Raw genomic sequence first — 17,487 nt, 5'->3', positions numbered from 1 at the left:
CAGTCCACGACGGTGGCGGGGAACCGGCTGTCGCTCCAGAAGCTGGTGTGGCTGCCACCGACGAAGGTCAGGAACGCCTTGGGCGCGGGCATCTCCATGTAGGCCTGCCGGGCCGAGGAATACTGCGTGGTCGAATCGCGGTCGCCGTGCACGAACAGGACCTTGGCGCGCACCGAGCTGGACGGGTTGCCCATGTCCACACAGGACTGCGGGTTGGCCGAGATGATGCGGCTGTCGGGCCAGGCGGTCAGCAGGCCGTGGGTGGTCATGCCGCCCAGGGAGTGGCCGGACACGCCGACACCGATGCTGGTGTTGATGCGGCCGGCCAGTGGGCCGCTGGCGTTGAGTGCCAGGGTGTTGGTGATGATCTGGGAGACGTCTTTGGAGGTGTTGCCGTTGTTGACGTCGCTGAAGTTGTGGTTGAAGTGCGGGGCGGGGACGATGAACCCGGCTGCGGCCAGGGCGCGGATGATGAACAGCGAGTTTTGTGGGCTGCTGCCGTAGCCGTGGGTGAAGTTGTAGACGGGGAAGACGCCGTTGGCGGCGGGGGCGTTGGTGACGGGGTTGCCGCCGGGGGTGCCGGTGGCCGGGTAGTAGACGTAGGTGGTGCAGGGGCGGCTACCACGCGTCCAGTCGTAGCGGCGCACGCCCACGGCGAATGGGTTGGCCGGTGCGGGATCGGCGTGGGCCTGCCCGGAACCGAGCAGGGATACGCCCACGCCTGCCGAAGCGGCAGCGGCGGCGCTGAGCCGCAGGAAGGTACGTCGTTGCATCGACACGATGCCTCCTTGTGTGGTGTTGCGGGGGGTCTATACGGTCGGCCGTCTCCGTGGGCTTACCGTGGCGGAAGGTCCGCGCCGGCTGCGGTCGGGACAAGCTGTCGCAAGCTGCGGGTTGTCCTTCAGGGCGGCGCCGGTGCGGATGAGATCAGACCAGCCGGCGTGCCGGCGGCCCGGTCGTGTTTTCAAGGGAGCCCGCGGATGTGGGGTTGAGGCCGCCTGATCCGGCGAATCCCTTGGCATGTGGGGTGGTGTCTCGTGGCATGGTGTGACCGTCCAATTTCTCGACTGCCGCCGGCGCTGTATATGGCGCCGGGCTGGTGATCTCGTCCGGTGCGAGTTCGCCCCACCCGCAACCGGTTCGGCCTCCCATGTGCCCGGGGATCAGGTGAGCCGGTCGAGTCGATAAATTGCGTGGCTTGTTCTGCCCTCAAGACCACGTGTAACAGATAGAGTGCCGGACGGTCGAGCAAGTGTCAATCGATGTGCGTCAGGTGGCGGGGCTGCGGTCCCCGAAAGGCACTTCCACATCTGGATATTGCCTCAAGGCCGTCTCAGGGCGTATCGTGCCAGCGGAGCCGTATTAAAACGTTACAACATGCGCTGCACCACGGAAGATTGCGCCGTCGCATCGTCCGGTTCATGTGTGGCGTAGAGCTGTCGTTTCCCGGTCGCTGAGTCCTTCAACTCAGAGGGTGGGGAACGCGAAAGCGACTTGCCGCCCGCCCTCGGCGCGGCTCTGCCCGCCACGCGACGAGGACTGGCTTCGTCGGGTCGTGCAACGTCACCAACAGCCCAGTCGGTGCCCCGCCAATGGCAACGGCCGGGCGTAGATAATGTTGTCGCCGCAGTGCGCGGCGCGTACCACAATGGTGGGCTGTTTGGGAGAACAGTGGGTGGTGGCTGCCCGGCTATCCCGATCCCGTCTGGCCACCACGACTTTGCCTGCCCGGCAACCGGCGGTGTCAGTGGCAACGCGCCATATCGATTGACACTTTTCTGCCCTCCATGCAACGGGCGATTCCGCGGGGCGAGCGTTAGAACCACGCTCCCGCCCTCACCCGCAACCCTGCTGTGACGACAGCACTGTAGGGCGGCCGTCGGCCGAAAGGCGGTTGCCCGCCCGCGCGCATGCACAGGTCTGTCGGCGTCAGCCACACCACACGAAGGAGGTCGCTATGGCGACGGAACAAGCGGGGATACGCCGAAGGTCTCTGCTGGTTGGAACCGCAGCCGGCGTCGGTGCGCTGGCCGTGGCCGTGCCACTGGTTCGGGAGCGGACCGCGCTGGCCGCGACGGCGAGCCGCAGGGCTGTGTATAGCCTGAACCCGGATTGGCGGTTCGTGCAACAGGATGTGGCGGGCGCGCAAGCCCCGTCGTTCAACGACTCGTCGTGGGTGGCGGTCAGTGTCCCGCATACGTACAACGACGTGGACTCGTTCGACAACTACATCACCAGCTCGGGCGAGTCCGCCGTCGCCATGCAGGTGACGTGGTACCGCAAGCGTTTCACCATGCCGGCGGCGCACGCCGGGATGAAGGTGTTGCTGGAGTTCGAGGGCGTGCGGCAGGCGGCCACCGTCTACGTGAACGGCACGCAGGTCGGCCTGTACGAAAATGGTGTGGCGCCATTCGGTTTCGACATCACCAACCAGATCCAGTTCGGCGCCGAGAACGTCATCGCGGTGAAGGCGGACAACACCAAGTGGCGGCCCGAGCAGAGCAGCGGGATGCCGTTCCAGTGGGACACAAGGGATTTCAACCCCACCTACGGCGGGCTGACCCGCAACATCCGGATGTATGTGCTGCCCCGCACCTACTTCACCCTGCCGCTGTACACCAACCTGCGCACCACGGGCACTTACGTGTACCCGAGCGCCATCGACGTGCCGGCCGGGACCGCGACCATCAACATCGAGGCACAGGTCCGCAACGAGGAGAGCACCGCCCGCACGCTGACCGTCTCGGCGAACATCGTCCAGGCCGACGGCACGGTGCTGGCGTCGATCCCCGGCTCGACCGTCACGCTTGCGGCCGGTGCCACACAGACCGTCATGCTTTCGCAGGCGGTGAGCCGGCTGAGCTTCTGGGAGCCGGAAACCCCGACCCTGTACACGGTGGAAGTGCTGCTGTCGGAGGCGGGCACGGTCGTGGACGCGTACCCGATCCTCACGGGCTTCCGCAAGACCGCGTTCCGGGGCGGCGCCAGCGGCGGTGGCGTGTACATCAACGACAAATACCTGTACCTGACCGGCTACGCGATCCGGTCGACCAACGAATGGGTGGCCATCGGCGGTGCGGTCCCGGAGTGGATGACCCAGCTGGACGGTCAGCTGATCCGCGACAGCAAGGCCAACCTGATCCGCTGGATGCACGTCGCCGCGTCACCGGCCAACATCCGCATGACCGACAAGCACGGCATCGTGTCGATCCAGCCGGCCGGCGACAAGGAGAAGGATGTCACCGGTCGGCAGTGGGACCAGCGGGTCGAACTCATGCGCGATGTCATCATCTACTTCCGCAACCAGCCGAGCATTCTGTTCTGGGAGGCCGGCAATAACTGGATCACCGCGGCGCACATGACGCAGATGACGAACCTGCGCAAGACGTGGGATCCCAGTGGCGGCCGTGTGATGGGCTGCCGGGCCATCTCCGACGACCCGGCCTACGGCGGCCGGGCGGCCGTGGACGCCGCCGAATATGTGGGTACGATGCTCAACCGGCACTATTCGGTGTATGCCCGGGATCGCAAGCCAATCATCGAATCCGAGTACACCCGCGACGAAGCCCCGCGGCGGGTGTGGGACAACTACTCCCCGCCCGACTTCGGCTACGTCACCGGACCGGACGTCACCTACCACCTGACGTCGGAGCAGTTCGCCGGCCCGCATGCCGCCAGCACCCGTTACGAATTCTGGGGGCAGCGCATTCAGGGCCCCGGTGACCGCCGCTATTCCGGTGCGGCCGCGCTCATCTGGGCCGACTCCAACCAGCACGGCCGCCAATACGGCTGGGAATGCTGCCGGCTGTCCGGCCGGGTCGACGCCGCGCGCCTGCCCAAAGAATCGCTGCACACGTTCCGGGTCATGCAAAACCCCAACCCGGATCTGCACATCATCGGCCACTGGACCTACCCGTCCGGTACCAGAAAAACAATGTATGTCATGGCCTCGGCCCTCGTCCGCCGGGTGCAGTTGCTCGTCAACGGCGTCCAGGTGGGCAACAGCACCGCTCCGAGCTATGACTTCCTCTACACGTTCCCCAACATCACCTGGCAGGCCGGCACCGTCACCGCCGTCGGGTACAACGCCGGCGGCGCCGAAATCGTCCGTGCCTCGCACACCACCACCGGTGCCGCGGTCGCGCTCAAGCTCACCCCGTACACGCGGCCGGGCGGGCTGTGTGCCGACGGCAGCGACGTCGCGTTCTTCGATGTCGAGGCTGTCGACAGCTCCGGCCGGCGCATGCCGACTCACCAGGCGCGGGTCGACTTCAGCCTCAGCGGACCGGGCAAATTCCTTGGCGGGTTCAACTCTCACGTCCCCGGCAGCGTGCACAGGTCCTTCGTCAACACCGAATGCGGTATCAACCGCGTCTTCGTGCGCGCGGGCCGGACCGCCGGCACGCTGACCCTGAGCGCCACTGCCAGTGGGTTGACCGCCGCCACCGCCACGATTACGGCGGTCCCCTTCACCACCACCGGAGGGCTGGTCGTCATCACACCAGGCGTGCCCAACCCGTCACCGACAGCATCACCGACAGCTTCGCCAACGGGATCACCAACGCCGTCGACCAGCCCGTCGCCGAGCGGCTACGTCAAGCTGGTCAATCGCCACAGCGGCAAGGTGCTCGGCGTCAACGGCGGGTCCACTGCCGACAGCGCGGCGATCGTGCAGCAGACCGGCACCGGTGCGGCCAGTCAGCAGTGGCAGATCGCCGATGCCGGGAGCGGCTATGTCAAGCTGGTCAACCGCCACAGCGGCAAGGTGCTCGACGTCAACGCGCGGTCCACAGCAGACGGTGCGGCTGTGATCCAGTACCGCGACACGGGCGGCACCAACCAGCACTGGCAACTGGTCACGACCGGTGGTTACACCAAATTGGTCAACCGCAACAGCGGCAAGGTGCTCGACGTCTACCAACGGTCCACCGCCGAGGGAGCGACAGTGGTGCAGTGGACCGACAACGGCGGCGCCAACCAACAATGGACGCAGTCCCCAGCCTGACCCCAAAACCTTGAATGGACGAGTACCAGCCCGGACTCCGGGCAGTGGACCGCGTTGTCGGGCTGTTCAATGCCCGGCCGACCCCGCCACGGCACGGTGCCGCCCATCACCCAGGCAGAGCACGACCGGCTGCTTCAGCGCTGGGGCTGAGCCGACAGCCGCGGTCACCGGCGGACACCCACCGGTGAACGCGGCTGTCGGTGCCTTACCGCGCAAGCGATGCCCGCACCTGATCGGCTTGTGGGTGATTGAGCTGTTCCAGGATGCGCAGTGCGGCTTGGCGGTTGCTCAGCGCGCCACCGCTGTCGCCGAGGGCTTCAAGGCTGTCGGACAGGTGCAGCCGCACCTCGGCCTCGTTGTAGCGGTCGCCGGTCGTGCCCAGCAGCCCAAGTGCCTTGTGGTAGCAGTGGATTGCCTGCTCGTGGGCACCCAGATGGTGATGGGCGTAGCCGACGCTGTCCCAGCTCACCGCCTCGCCCTGGCTGTCGCCGGTCTCCGCGAGCAGGGTGGCCGCCCGTAGGCTGTGCCGCAGCGCCGCCTGGTATTCGCCCAATCTGGCGTAGTCCCATCCGATGCCGTTGAGCGCCCTGGCCTGGCCGCGCTTGTCCCGCGCCCGCTGATACAGGGCGAGGGCGATTCTGTTGTGGCGCAGCGACTTGCGGTCCAATGACTGCTGCTCAACCAGCCAGGCGATGTTGCGGTGGGTCAGCGCCTGCCCCCGCAGATCGCCCAGCGAGGCGAATCGCCGCAGCGCCTGCCGGTAGTGCTGATGCGCGGCTTCATCCCGTCTCAGCAACGCATGCGACACGCCAAGGGTGCGATGGGTGTGCGCCAGCGCGACCGGATCATCCAGGTGTCCCGCGGACTCGTGTGCGAGTGTCAATACGTCCACGTGCTCCTGCCAATGCCCCAGCTGGGTGAGCAGCCCGGCTATGGCGCAACCGATTTGCCAGGCGTACCAATGCCGGCCACCTTTAGCGCATGACTCGACGCTGGCCAGCAGCGCCGCTCGTTCTGCCTCGAACCAGGCGACCGCGTCCGCGCGGGAGGCGAACCGGTCGACGGTCACGCCCGCGGCCGGCGGCCGTGGTTCGATGCGGTACCGCTGCGGTGACACAAGATCGACGGCGGCTGATGCCGTGTGCAGATGATGATCCAGCTGACGGGTCACGGCGAGGTCCCGTTCGGCCTGCGTCTCCACCTCCTGCACGAGCTCGAAAGCATAGGCGCGCAACAGGTCGTGGCACGCCAGCCGACCGGGCGAGGTTTCGAAAAGCAGATGTGCCCGGATCAGCTCGTCGACGCAGGCACGCAGGCGCGGCAGGGGCAGGCCGCTGATGCTCGCCGCCCCCGCGAGCGAGCAGTCGCCGCCGGGGTACAGGCTCAGCATGCGAAACAGGCGCGCGGCCGGATGGCTGAGCGTCTGATACGAGCAGGCGAAAATGGCGCGGATGTCGGTCGCCGCATCCCAGCCACGCAGGGCATCCAGCGGCGTGGGGGAGAGGCGAAGCTCGTCTGCCAGGGACCGCAACGACATGCCGCTCGATCCGGCGACCCGGGCGGCGGCGATGGTCAGCGCGAGCGGCAGCCCGCCGCAGGCTTGGGCGATCTCATCGGTCGCGGTGCCGCCCGCCGACACGCGCTCGTCACCGAGTCGGTCGCGCAGCAGGGCACGAGCATCGGCCGGGCCGAACGGCCGCAGCGGGAGCACCGATGCCCCCTCCGCGGCGGCGAGGCCGGCCAGCCCATCCCGGCTGGTGATCAGCACCAGCGAACCGGCCGACCCCGGAAGCAGCGGCCGGACCTGGTCGGAATCGCGCGCGTTGTCAAGCACCACGAGCATTCGCCGGGCGGCCAGCAGCGAGCGATACAGCCCGGCGCGCGCCTCGAACTCGGACGGGATCTGCGCCACCGGCACACCGAGCCCGATCAGGAACACCCGCAGCGCCATCGCGGGCGGAACGACGTCTCCGGAGGGATGGAAGCCACGAAGATTTATATAAAGATTGCCATCTGGGTACCGGTTGCGGACCCGGTGCCCCCAATGCAACGCCAGCGCGGTCTTGCCCACCCCGGCGCTTCCGCAGATCGCCACCAACGCGGCCGATCCCGCCCGCGCCACCGGGAATGCCATCTCGTCCAACGTGCGCAGTTCGTCACCCCGGCACGTGAATCGTTGCGGGGCAAGCGGAAGCTGCGCGGGCACCGTAACGGGGCGCGGCGCGACGGCCGGCGCCTCTGCCGCGGGCGCCGCCCGCTGAAGCACGCTCCGCTGGACCGTGGCCAGTTGCGTCCCGGGCTCCAGCCCGAGCTCGTCGGCGAGCCGATCCCGGATCGCCCGGTATCGCCACAGCGCGTCATCCGGCCGCCCGGATGCATGCAAAGCCTCGATCAGCGCGGCCGAAAGCGGCTCCAGTAAAGGGTTCTCGGCGACGAGATCCTCCAGAAGCGACAGTGCGTCCTGCGGTGTGCCGAGCTCGAGATGGGTCTGCGCCCAGCGCATGGCGGCGTCGACGCGTTCGCGGTGCCAGGCCCGGCGGACCCGTTCCGCCCATTCACCGCGCAGCCCGGCCAGCGCCTCACCACGCCACAGACTCAACGCCGCCTCAAGCTGGCCGGCCCGGCGTGGTGCCGGCTCCGCGGCCGCACAGCGGACCAGCCGGCGGAACCGGTGCACATCCACATCGCCGCCGTCGATCCGGAGCACGTAACCGCCCGACTGCCGCACCAGCGCCGAGCTGTCCGGGCTCACCCGTAACAGCCGCCGTAACCGGCTCAGATAGGTCTGCATGGTGCGGCGTGCGCCATATGTGGCCGAGGAGCCCCACACCCGGTCCACGAGGACATCCGTCGGCACGACCCGCCCGGCATCCACCGCAAGTGCGGCCAGCACTGCCCGCTGCTGCATCGGCCCCGGCTCGACGACACGACCGTCCACATGCAGCTCCACCGGCCCAAGCATGCGGAACTCCATCTTCACCCCCGTCGCCACACCGGTACACATAGATAATTGACAAATTATAGGGTAATTTCGCCCGGCCTGCTCGCCGATCCTCAAAGGCATGAAGCTCACGACACACTTGCGGTTGCGCGTCGCAGCCGTTGCGGCGCTGACCGCGCTGACCACGATGCTCGGTCTCGGCGTCGCCACGCCCGCCTCGGCCGGCACGATCACGCCCATGGGTTGCCAGGCCTGGTCGGCCCGGGCAGAAGTCGTCTTCCTCAACCCGCCGTCCACCGCCTACACCTGCAGCGGCACCCACACGCCCCGCAACAACGGCGTGAAGCAGTTCCGGGCGGGCGGCTGGTCCGGGTATTTCATCTGGGCGGGGCGGCGCTACAACTACTGCGACGGGGACGTCTTCGACTTCACCGGTGACATCTACTTCGCCATCACCACGCTGTACCTTTCGCCGACCAGGATGTCCGGGTGCTGACCATCCGCTGATCCGCACGGATGCGCGCCCGGATCACCGCCGGCGGTCGACGCCGTCAAGGGCGCGGCCGTCCTTTGTGTGCGGGTCGGTGGCATCCGTGCGATGTCCGATCTCCAGGCGCGGCCAGTCGGCAAAGTCTCGCAGGAGTTGCCGGTCGTGCGTGGCGACGACGACGGCGGCGCTGGTGTTGCGGATAGCGTTGGTCAGCTCGTCCACCAGCGCCGACGACAGGTGGTTGGTCGGTTCGTCGAGCAGGATCAGGCCGGGTCGCTCGGCCAGCGCGAGGGCCAGGTCGAGGCGCCGCTGCTGGCCCTGCGACATCCGCCCGATCGGCGTGCGCATCGCGGCGGAGTCCAGGAGACCGAGCGCCCCGAGCGAGACGGCGTCGGCGTCGCGCAGGGCTGCGCGGGCCACCAGCCGCCCCACATGGCGGGCGTACAACTCGCGGGCGGTGAGGCCGGGGTCATGCTCGGCGGTCTCCTGCGTGATCAGGGCGACACGCGTTTCGTTGGCTGTCCAGAGGCGCCCGGTCGTGGGTTGGAGGGAACCGGCCAGCACCGCGAGCAACGTGGACTTTCCGGCGCCGTTGGGTCCGGTGACGAGCAGCCGGTCACCCCCATCGACGGTGAGGTCGATCGGACCGGCCAGTCGCCCGTCGACGGTGACGCTGTGCGCCCGCACCTGCGGTGCTCCCGGTCGCACCCCCAGGTCGGGCCACCGCAACGTCGGCGGCGGCTCCGGCACGTCGATGCGGTGCGCCTTGAGGGCATCCTGCTGTCGGTTCAGGGCTTGCACGATGCCCGGCGCGCGGGACTGGCGCTGGTGCTTGCCGGTGCCCTTGTCCGGCCGCCAGCCGGTGGACAGCCGGTCGCGGGCCTTGGACACCGCGTCCTGCAGCCGTCGGTGCTCGGCCTGCTGCTGTTCGTGGTCCTGTTCCCAGCGCTCACGCTCGCGACGCCGTGCGTCCTGCCAGGCGTCATAGCCGCCGGCGTACAGCCTCGGCTTGCCGTCGCGGCTCGGGTCCAGGTCGAGGAACCGGTTGGCGACGTCGCGTAGCAGCGCCCGGTCGTGGCTGACGATGGCGAGGCCGCCGTCGTGCTCACGTAGCCGGCGGGTCAGAAAGTCCAGCCCGTCGGCGTCGAGGTGGTTGGTGCACGGTGCCCTCATCGGGCGGGATAAGGCCGGCGAGGACATGCAGCAGCGTCGTTTTACCGCGGCCGTTCTCGCCGACGACGGCGATCCGGGACCGGGCCGAGACGGTGACCGAGACATCGTGCAGGACACGCCGCGGCCCGCGGGTGACGGCGACGCCTTGGGCGCGGATGTGCGCGCTGTCGCCCGCCGGGACGGGCAGGGAAATGCTTTCGGGGATCGGGGTGAGGTTCAACAGGTGCTCCGCAGCTCGCAGTGGAGCCGGGCGGCAGCAGGCGGCCGCCCGGCGGGACCGGGACGGCGAGCGCGAATTCAGGAAAGGGGAAGGCGCCGCCGTCAGCGGGCGGTGCGGACCTTCTGCGACCAGATACCTCGTGCCACGGCGTCGATGGTACCCACAGCCCGTGGCTCCAGCAAAAACGCCGCTGCCGAGACCGCGATCGCCCAAGCGCCGGCATGGGGCACTCGGCCCGGTCTGCGTGCCGCGTCACAGTACTTCGCCGGACTCACCCTCCCCGATCCTCGTCGCGCTCGACATCGACCAATTCGAGATTGAGACACGTGCCGAGGTATTGACCCATGCCACTCTGTCGCCGTAGCGTGCGGATCACGCGAAATCTATCGGGAATCGCTCGAAAGTTTCGGAGATTGGACCGGGCTCATGTGGTTCGAGTACTTCATCGAGCGGATCGGTGGTCCGATCGCGCTCGAGGCCACCGCGCCCAGGCCCCGGCGTGTCGATGCTGTTTGCCGAGGGCAAGGCCGGGCCCGGCGCCACTGTGGCAACCCCATCAACTTCTACTCCGTGACCGCGAGCGGCCACTCCGACGACGAGTACGTGAACGCGTTGGTCGGCGCGGGCGACCTGCCCGCGGTCGCCGACATCGATACACGGCTGGAAGGCACGAAGAAAGCGGTGCTCGCCAGGTACGCCTTCGGCGTGCAGCGCTGAGGCGAGACGAAGGAGGCGAATGGCCATGGAGGACAACCCGTTGTGGTCCCGGCGCGGCTTTCTCGGGATGGGGGTGGGGGTGCTCGGCGCGGCTGGTCTGGCCGCGTGCGGGGGCAGCTCGACGCCAACCCCTCAGGTGCAGGCGGAGGTGCCGAAGGAGCTGCTCGACGCCGCGGCGTCGTTGAAGGGCTCCTCGATGGGAGTGCTGTCGCAGAAGCTGTACTCGGAGAAGGCGAACGCGGCGCTCGACAGCTCGATCAAGAAGTTCGCCGACGCCACCGGGACGAAGATCGAGAACAGTCTGGTTCAGGCCGACGCCGGTGATGTCGTGGCCAAGATCGACGCTGAGGTAAAGGGTGGCGTGGCGCGTGACCTGGCGTTCATGACCGACTCGCGGTTCGTCGCGCAGTTCCACGCGCTGGGCGACCTGGAGGACGTGACGGACGTCGTCAAGACGCTGACGGCCAGATACGGCGAGCCCACCGCGGAGTCCAAGAACTTCTGCGTCTTCGACGGCAAGTGGTTCGCCATTCCGTACCACTTCATCGGGATCGGGTCGTTCCTGCGCAAGGATTGGGTACAGGATAAAGGCATTTCTCTTAAGGACATCTACACCTGGGAGGAATTGCGAGATCTGTGCCTGGCGATTTCCGATCCGGGCAAGCGCCGGTTCGGCTGGGGCATGACCGTGAACCGGTCCGGTGACGCCAACGGCATGATCGAGGCAGTGATCAACTCCTATGGCGGGTCGATCGCCTCCAACGACGGCAGGAAGGTCACGTTCGACTCCCCTGAGACGGTGCAGGCGGTGACCTTCCTGGGCGACATCTACACCAACCCCAAGTACAAGCCGATGCTGCCGCCGGGGGTGGCCGCCTGGACCGACTCCAGCAACAACGAGAACTGGCTCGCCGGGGTCCTCGGCTACACCCGCAACCAATTCAGCGTTTACGCGGACTCCAAGACCAAGAAGAACCCCGTCTACGACAACACCCACGTCTTCGCCGACTGCATCGGGCCGGCGACCGACAAGCCCCTGCTGCTCGGCCAGTCCCAGGCTTTCGTCGTCTTCAAGGGAGCCAAGAACGCCGCGCTCGCCAAGCTCCTGGCGCAGTATCTGGTCAGTGCGCCCGCGCTGCTCGGGGTGGCGAAGGAGGCGCCCGGCCTGGCGCTGCCCGCCTGGGAGAAGGTCTGGGACGCCGACCCGTTCTTCACCGGCGGCGACCCGGCGTTCCCCATCATGCGCAAGATCACCCAACAGTCGCTGCCACTGTCCACAAAGAACGGGCTGAACTTCCCGCAGAAGGCCAGCGCGGGCCAGCAGGCCGCCGTCGGGGCCTACGTCCTGACCGACATGATGCAGCAGGTCATCCAGGGCACGGCGCCCGCGCAGGCGGTGCAGGCCGCCCACGCGAAGATGGTGCAGATCTTCACCCAGCAGGGGCTGCCGCAGTGACATCGGTCCGTCCGGCGCCGGCCCCGGCGAAGAGGGCATCCTCGCCGCCGGGGCGCGGCTCGCTCACGCCGACCCAGCGGCGGCTGGGTCGTGACTGGCGACTGGCGGCACTGTTTCTGACGCCCACGGCCGTGCTGGTCGGCGCGCTCGTGCTGGTGCCGATCGCTCGGTCGATCGTCACCAGCACGACGGAACGGCATGGGCAGCACAGCGTATTCGTCGGTCTGGCAAACTACCTCGCCCTCGCCGGGGACGACCAGTTCCGTACCGGCGTGATGAATTCGTTCGTCTTCACCGCCTACGCCGAGGTGTTCAAGGTGGTGCTGGGACTGGCCGCGGCCTTGCTGCTGCACCATCGGCGGCGTGGGCGGGCCGTGCTGGCCGGGCTGCTGCTGCTGCCGTGGGTGGTGCCGACGGTGGTCACGGCGTTCAGCTGGCGCTCGCTGCTCGACCCGATCTTCGGCAGCGTCAACATCCTGCTCACCGAGTCGGGGATCGGGCCGCTGCTGGCCAGTGCGCGCCTGGTCGACAGCTGGCCCGCGGGCTGGCTTTCGGAAGCGTCGCTGGCCATGCCGTCGGTGATCCTCGTCAACGTGTGGAAGGGGATTCCGTTTTTCACCGTGGCGTTCCTCGCCGGGTTGAAGGCCATCCCGGCGGACCGGTACGAGGCGGCGACCGTCGACGGCGCCTCGTCGTGGCGGCGGTTCGTCCACGTGACGCTGCCCGGGTTGCGCCACGTGATCACCGTGACGGTGACCCTGTCGTCGATCTGGACTTTCAATAACTTCGACCTCATCTGGTTGCTGACGCAAGGCGGGCCGGGCGACGCGACCGCGCCGTATGTGCTTGTCGCCTACTCGAAGGCGATCCTGCAGTTGCAGTACGGCGCGGGGGCGGCGGTCACGCTCGTGATGCTGCCGGTCATCGGCGGGCTCGTGTTCCTTCTGGTCCGGTTGTTGCGCCGGGATCCCGACACCGAGCGGCCGCCCTCGAGGTACGGCAAGGCGTTGCCGTGGCTCGTCACCGCGGCGGTCACCGGGCTGCTGGCCTGGGTGTCACCGCACATCTTCTGGAAGGCGGCAGTGGTCCTCGGGGTGGTCCTGCTGGTCGCGGCGGCGGTCGGCCGGGTGGTCTCGGGGTTGCAGTCCTGGGGGCGTCGCCGGGCGTCGGCTCTGGTGTCGGGCCTGGGGTCCGGTGTCGCGGTCGCCGCGTTGCTCGTCTTCGTGCTGGCCCCGCTGTACTGGATCGCCGTCACGGCCTTCAAGTCCGAGGGCCAGATCGTCATGCGCGACTACGACCTGTGGCCGACGCCGTGGACCCTGGAGCAGTTCGGTGATCTGTTCACCACCAAGCCTTTCGGCCGCTGGTACCTCAACACGGTGCTGGTGTCCGTCGTGTCCACCGCGGTGGCACTGGTCTGCGCCGCCCTGGCGGGCTATGCGCTGGCCAGGCTGCGATTCCGCGGGGCGCAGAGTTTCACCGTCACGGTGCTGCTCACCTATGTGATGCCGGGCGCGCTGCTGTTCATCCCGCTGTACCAGCTGCTCATCGGGGTACGGCTCACCGACTCGTTGTGGTCTCTGGTGGTGACGTACCCGACCTTCACGCTTCCGTTCGCCACCTGGCTGCTGACGGGGTACTTCTCGTCGATCCCCGTGGAGCTGGAGGAGGCCGCGCTGGTCGACGGCTGCACTCGCCTCCAGGCGCTGCGCCGGGTGGTGCTGCCGCTGGCCAAGCCGGGGCTGCTGGCGGTCGCGCTGTTCACCCTGACCAATGCCTGGAACGAGTTCCTCTTCGCCTTCGTGTTCATCACGAAGGACGAGTACAAGACACTCCCCGTGGGGATGCAGTCGATGATCACCGGGGACGTCGTGCCGCAGGGACAGCTCGCCGCGGCGTCCCTGCTCGTCAGCATCCCTGTGGTGGCCATGTACGCCTTCGGTCAGCGCTTCCTGACAGAGGGGCTCACCGCGGGCGCGGTGAAGGGCTGACCAATTTGTAGGCCGTCGTGACCGGCCCGCCTTACCCTGACTTATGGCGTCGCCATCACAGATCGGGTCGTATCGCGTCGAGCGGCTGTTGGGCACGGGTTCGTTCGCGACGGTGTGGCTCGGGTTCGATCCGGCCCTGGGCGCACGTGTGGCGATCAAGGTCCTGGCCGACAACTGGAACCACGATCTGCGGGTGCGGGAGCGATTCGTTGAGGAGGCGCGGCTGTTGTGGCGGCTGGATCACGAGCGCATCGTCCGCGTCCATCTGCTCGGCGAACTGCCCGACGGCCGTCCCTATATCGTCATGGCGTGGGCCGACGGCGGTAGTCTGCGGGAACGCCTGGCCGCTGGGCCGCTGGCCATCGACGCGGGTCTGCGGCTGCTTCAGGAGACGGCCGCCGGCGTCGCGTTCCTGCACAGCCATGGGATTGTGCATCGGGATCTGAGCCCGGGCAACGTGTTGTTCGTGTCGCGCGGTCCCGTCGAACAGGTGATGATCGCCGATCTCGGGCTGGCGAAGGAGCTGGCTGTGGCCTCTGGCTTGACCGCCCGCGCGGGGACGCCGGGTTTCATGGCGCCGGAGCAGGACGATCCACTGGCGGTTGTTGACGAACGCACCGATGTGTTCGGCCTCGGGCGGCTCGGCGTCCTGTTGCTGGGTGTCGATTTTGGACGTACGGGTGGGCGGGTCGTGCTCCGCGACGGGGTGCCCGCGAGCGTTGGCGAGGTGCTGCGGATCGCGACGGCGCAACGCGCCGCTGACCGTTATCGTGACGCGGCGGCTTTCGGAGCCGCGTTGCGGCACGCCACCGCCGAGCGCGTTCAGGTTCCGCACATGGGGCGCCGGGTGGCGTTCAGTGCGGCCCTCGTGCTGGCGGCTGCCGGACTCCTTGCGGCGGATGGGCCTTCCGATCCGCCCGGCACCGCGTCCGATCCGCTGGGCAGACTGGTCGTCGCGCTTCCGCAGGGCTGGCGTGCGGGCGGTGGCCGGTGGAAGGGCCAGTTCGGGCCCGACGGGCGGCCCGAGCCGGCGCTCGTGATCGCCCCGGATCCGAGCCGCTGGACGTCGCACGAGGCGATGCCGGGCGCGTTCGTCGGCCTGTCCCGTACGATCGCCGCACGGACGACACCCGCGGGCTTCCTCGCGGAGCGGGCGCATGCCGGATGCCTCGCCGGCGCAGTGCGCACGGCCCGTTTGGGGGCGATCGTGTGGGTGATCGCGCCCTACACCGCTTGCGTCACAGGCAAAACCGTCATTGTGGAGGCGGCTTCGCTCGGGCCGGGCGGTGCGGGCCTGATCTACCTGCAGATCGCTCCGCCCATCGGCAGCGGTGACGGCTTCATTGACGCGCTCTTGGCCGGCGTGCGGGTGCGTTGACCGCTATCGAATCACCACCGTGATGACGTGGTCCTCTTGCTGGTCCTGCGGGATGGTGATCGCGACGGTGCCGGGCCGTACGAAGCGGACGTCGTAGACGGCCGCCTCGTAGTCGACGCTCGTGAGCCCCTGAGGCTCCACCTTCAGCTGGCCCGGACCGAGGCTGCGTATCCGCAGTATCCCGCCGACCGCGAAGCACATCGATTTGATGAACGACAGCTCGGTCGTCTGCAGGTGGAGGTCGTACATGATGGCGCCGTAGCAGGTGGGCGACAACGTGGGAGTGGGTCCGCGGCTGCGGCTGGGGCTCGGTGCCGGGCTGGGCGACCGCGCTGGCGACGGCGAAGCCGACGGCACGGCCGATGTCGGCGCGGCTGCGTCGGCGGGAAGGGGCGATACCTCGCTAGGGCCGCAGGCGTTCACCGCCGCCGCGAGCAGGAGTGCGGAAGTCATGGTCCACCCGCGCATCACGCCTGCCCCTCAACCGTCGAGCCTTTGCCGGATGCGGCTTCTGGCCTGATGTATCCGGGACTTGACGGTTCCCAGCGGGACGCCTTGAACCGTGGCGATCTCTTGGTACTCCAGCCCGGCGATGTCGCGCAGGGCCACCGCTTCGGCCAGCTCAGCGCTCAACGCATCGAACGCGTCGAGCAGGTCGAGCCGGGTGCCGGCCACCACGCTGGTCCGCCGGGGGTCAGGCCGCTCGGGCAACAGTTCCCCGGCGGCCTGCTCCAAAAATCGGCGGCGCATGGTCCGATAGGTCGAACGGGCCCGGTTGACCGCGAGCCGGTGCATCCACGTGTGAAACGACGAGCGGCCCTCGAACCGGGCGATGCCGCGGGCCATCGCCAAAAGCGTGTCCTGGCAGGCTTCCTCTGCGTCCTCCCGGTGTGGCAGGAAACGCGCGCAAAGCCGCAGAATCTCGGGGCCGACCGCGGCCAGCAGCGCGTGCAGCGCCGCCTCGTCGCCATCGGCCGCACGACGAGCAAGCTGCTCGATATCGGCCATGTCACGAGAATGCACCCGGCCTCAGGCGATTACCACCACCTCGAGGTGGCAATAGTCCGACGGCGGGCCTAAAACGAATCTCACCGTGGCGCCTGCTTCAACAAACGGCGTCTGGCGCAACGCTTGGAACTCGGCGTGCAGGCGCATGAGCTCGCCCCAGCCTCGGGCGCACGGCCGCAGGATGTCACTCCGCCGGAAAGCATCGCGTTAGTGGCACTGTTCGTGCCAAGTGCGCCACACCCATCCTGATGTCATCATGCCCAACCGGATGGGGGATCTCCATGCTACGTCAGACCATCGCCGCATCCTTCGACCTTCGATGCGGCACCACCAATTTCACCAACGGCTCAACCGCATACACCTATGTGGGAAGCCGTAGCAACAGTGGCGACACGTTCCGCTACTGGGGCACCCGCTACACCGGCGGATCGTTCCTCGGCTTCGGTGTCACTGCCGCCCGCTGCGAATAACGGCAACGACTGGGGCTCGGGCACACTCGGTGTGCCCGAGCCGTGGTACCAAAAGAGATCAGCCTAGTTGCATGGTTGCGGCGAGATTGTTGCAGACCGGAACGAACACCGGAGTGGGGACGTTCAGCGCGTCCTCCCGCGACCACCCGTTGACGCCGGTGCTGGTGTTGCGGGCATACACCCAGTCCGCGCCGGTGTGGACGGCACAGTGCACGTCGATGCCCTGGCCCGGGTAGCCTCGCCCGAGCGCGTCACAGTCGACGTGTGGATGGCTGCGGATCGCCGTCCCATTGCCCCAAGAGATGCCACCTCCGCTGTACAGGTCGGGATGGGTACCATGACCGCTGCAGTGCGCGTATGCCGGTGATGCCGACCCCACCACCGCTACGCTGGTGATAGTGAGGATCATTCCTGCGGCAATGCCGAGGATGCGAGATCGCATGAACGTTACTTCCCCTCTTTGACGACACGATTTTCAGTTGAAGCCGCAGCCAGGTGTCGTCGACGCCTGAATACTGACCCCCTGACGGCGGGTCAAGGATGACCCCTCCGAGTATCAGGAGGGTGTTGAACGTGGAGGACTGGGCGGAGATCCGCCGGTTGTACCGGGCCGAGCAGATGCCGATCAAGGCGATTGC

Annotated in this window: 14 protein-coding genes; 7 read left to right on the top strand and 7 right to left on the bottom strand. The window is 67.9% G+C overall.

Going from position 1 to position 17,487, the window contains the following annotated elements; all coding sequences use genetic code 11:
* On the bottom strand, window positions 1-773 hold a 773-nt coding region (locus DM816_RS30310), incomplete at its 3' end, for an alpha/beta hydrolase family protein (RefSeq protein WP_246002442.1).
* Window positions 774-1,957: 1,184 nt separating this feature from the next.
* On the opposite strand from DM816_RS30310, the gene DM816_RS30305 reads away from it, so the two are divergent.
* Window positions 1,958-5,005 (top strand): RICIN domain-containing protein, encoded by a 3,048-nt coding sequence (locus DM816_RS30305; protein WP_117213798.1) that lies wholly within the window; start codon window positions 1,958-1,960, stop codon window positions 5,003-5,005.
* A gap of 205 nt (window positions 5,006-5,210) precedes the next feature.
* On the opposite strand, the gene DM816_RS30300 is transcribed toward DM816_RS30305, so the two are convergent.
* Window positions 5,211-7,997 carry an AfsR/SARP family transcriptional regulator gene (locus DM816_RS30300; RefSeq protein WP_162907997.1) on the bottom strand — a complete coding sequence of 929 codons (2,787 nt, stop codon included), beginning with the start codon at window positions 7,995-7,997 and terminating at the stop codon, window positions 5,211-5,213.
* 70 nt (window positions 7,998-8,067) lie between these two features.
* Between DM816_RS30300 and DM816_RS30295 the strand changes: the two genes are divergently transcribed.
* Window positions 8,068-8,442 carry a hypothetical protein gene (locus DM816_RS30295; RefSeq protein WP_162907996.1) on the top strand — a complete coding sequence of 125 codons (375 nt, stop codon included), beginning with the start codon at window positions 8,068-8,070 and terminating at the stop codon, window positions 8,440-8,442.
* Window positions 8,443-8,475: 33 nt separating this feature from the next.
* On the opposite strand, the gene DM816_RS30290 is transcribed toward DM816_RS30295, so the two are convergent.
* Together DM816_RS30290 and DM816_RS43960 are read right to left on the bottom strand one after the other, a co-directional pair.
* Window positions 8,476-9,609 (bottom strand): ATP-binding cassette domain-containing protein, encoded by a 1,134-nt coding sequence (locus DM816_RS30290; RefSeq protein ID WP_211588922.1) that lies wholly within the window; start codon window positions 9,607-9,609, stop codon window positions 8,476-8,478.
* A complete protein-coding gene (locus tag DM816_RS43960) occupies window positions 9,542-9,829 on the bottom strand; it encodes an ABC transporter ATP-binding protein (RefSeq protein ID WP_211588921.1) in 288 nt (95 codons plus the stop codon). Before DM816_RS43960 ends, DM816_RS30290 begins: the two co-directional genes overlap by 68 nt.
* A gap of 570 nt (window positions 9,830-10,399) precedes the next feature.
* Between DM816_RS43960 and DM816_RS43050 the strand changes: the two genes are divergently transcribed.
* The 4 genes from DM816_RS43050 to DM816_RS30270 are packed head-to-tail and all read left to right on the top strand — an operon-like array spanning window position 10,400 to window position 15,371.
* Window positions 10,400-10,546 (top strand): hypothetical protein, encoded by a 147-nt coding sequence (locus DM816_RS43050; protein ID WP_162907995.1) that lies wholly within the window; start codon window positions 10,400-10,402, stop codon window positions 10,544-10,546.
* 19 nt (window positions 10,547-10,565) lie between these two features.
* Window positions 10,566-12,002: an extracellular solute-binding protein gene (locus DM816_RS30280; protein WP_246002441.1), complete on the top strand. Its 1,437-nt coding sequence runs from the start codon at window positions 10,566-10,568 to the stop codon at window positions 12,000-12,002.
* Entirely contained in the window at window positions 11,999-13,993 is a 1,995-nt protein-coding gene (locus tag DM816_RS30275) for an ABC transporter permease (RefSeq protein ID WP_117213794.1), read from the top strand. The genes DM816_RS30280 and DM816_RS30275 overlap by 4 nt, the downstream gene beginning before the upstream one ends.
* A 43-nt stretch (window positions 13,994-14,036) precedes the next feature.
* The gene (locus DM816_RS30270; protein WP_117213793.1) at window positions 14,037-15,371 is read left to right on the top strand and encodes a protein kinase domain-containing protein; all 1,335 of its coding nucleotides are present in this window, start codon (window positions 14,037-14,039) and stop codon (window positions 15,369-15,371) included.
* Window positions 15,372-15,374: 3 nt separating this feature from the next.
* Here DM816_RS30270 and DM816_RS44765 read toward each other — a convergent pair whose 3' ends face one another.
* A complete protein-coding gene (locus tag DM816_RS44765) occupies window positions 15,375-15,620 on the bottom strand; it encodes a hypothetical protein (protein ID WP_246002440.1) in 246 nt (81 codons plus the stop codon).
* A gap of 231 nt (window positions 15,621-15,851) precedes the next feature.
* Window positions 15,852-16,379 carry an RNA polymerase sigma factor gene (locus DM816_RS30260; RefSeq protein ID WP_117213791.1) on the bottom strand — a complete coding sequence of 176 codons (528 nt, stop codon included), beginning with the start codon at window positions 16,377-16,379 and terminating at the stop codon, window positions 15,852-15,854.
* A 281-nt stretch (window positions 16,380-16,660) separates the two neighbouring features.
* Here DM816_RS30260 and DM816_RS30255 point away from each other — a divergent pair, with 281 nt between their 5' ends.
* A complete protein-coding gene (locus DM816_RS30255; RefSeq protein ID WP_117213790.1) occupies window positions 16,661-16,849 on the top strand; it encodes a hypothetical protein in 189 nt (62 codons plus the stop codon).
* 58 nt (window positions 16,850-16,907) lie between these two features.
* Here the strand turns inward: DM816_RS30255 and DM816_RS30250 are convergent, their stop codons facing one another.
* Window positions 16,908-17,291, bottom strand: a complete 384-nt coding sequence (locus DM816_RS30250) for a hypothetical protein (protein ID WP_162907994.1) — start codon at window positions 17,289-17,291, stop codon at window positions 16,908-16,910.
* Window positions 17,292-17,487: the final 196 nt, after the last annotated feature.

The organism is Allorhizocola rhizosphaerae (genome assembly GCF_003426775.1).
Lineage (GTDB): Bacteria > Actinomycetota > Actinomycetes > Mycobacteriales > Micromonosporaceae > Allorhizocola > Allorhizocola rhizosphaerae.
The sequence above is the reverse complement of the archived record's forward strand: the minus strand, read 5'-3'. Positions and strand labels throughout refer to the sequence as shown.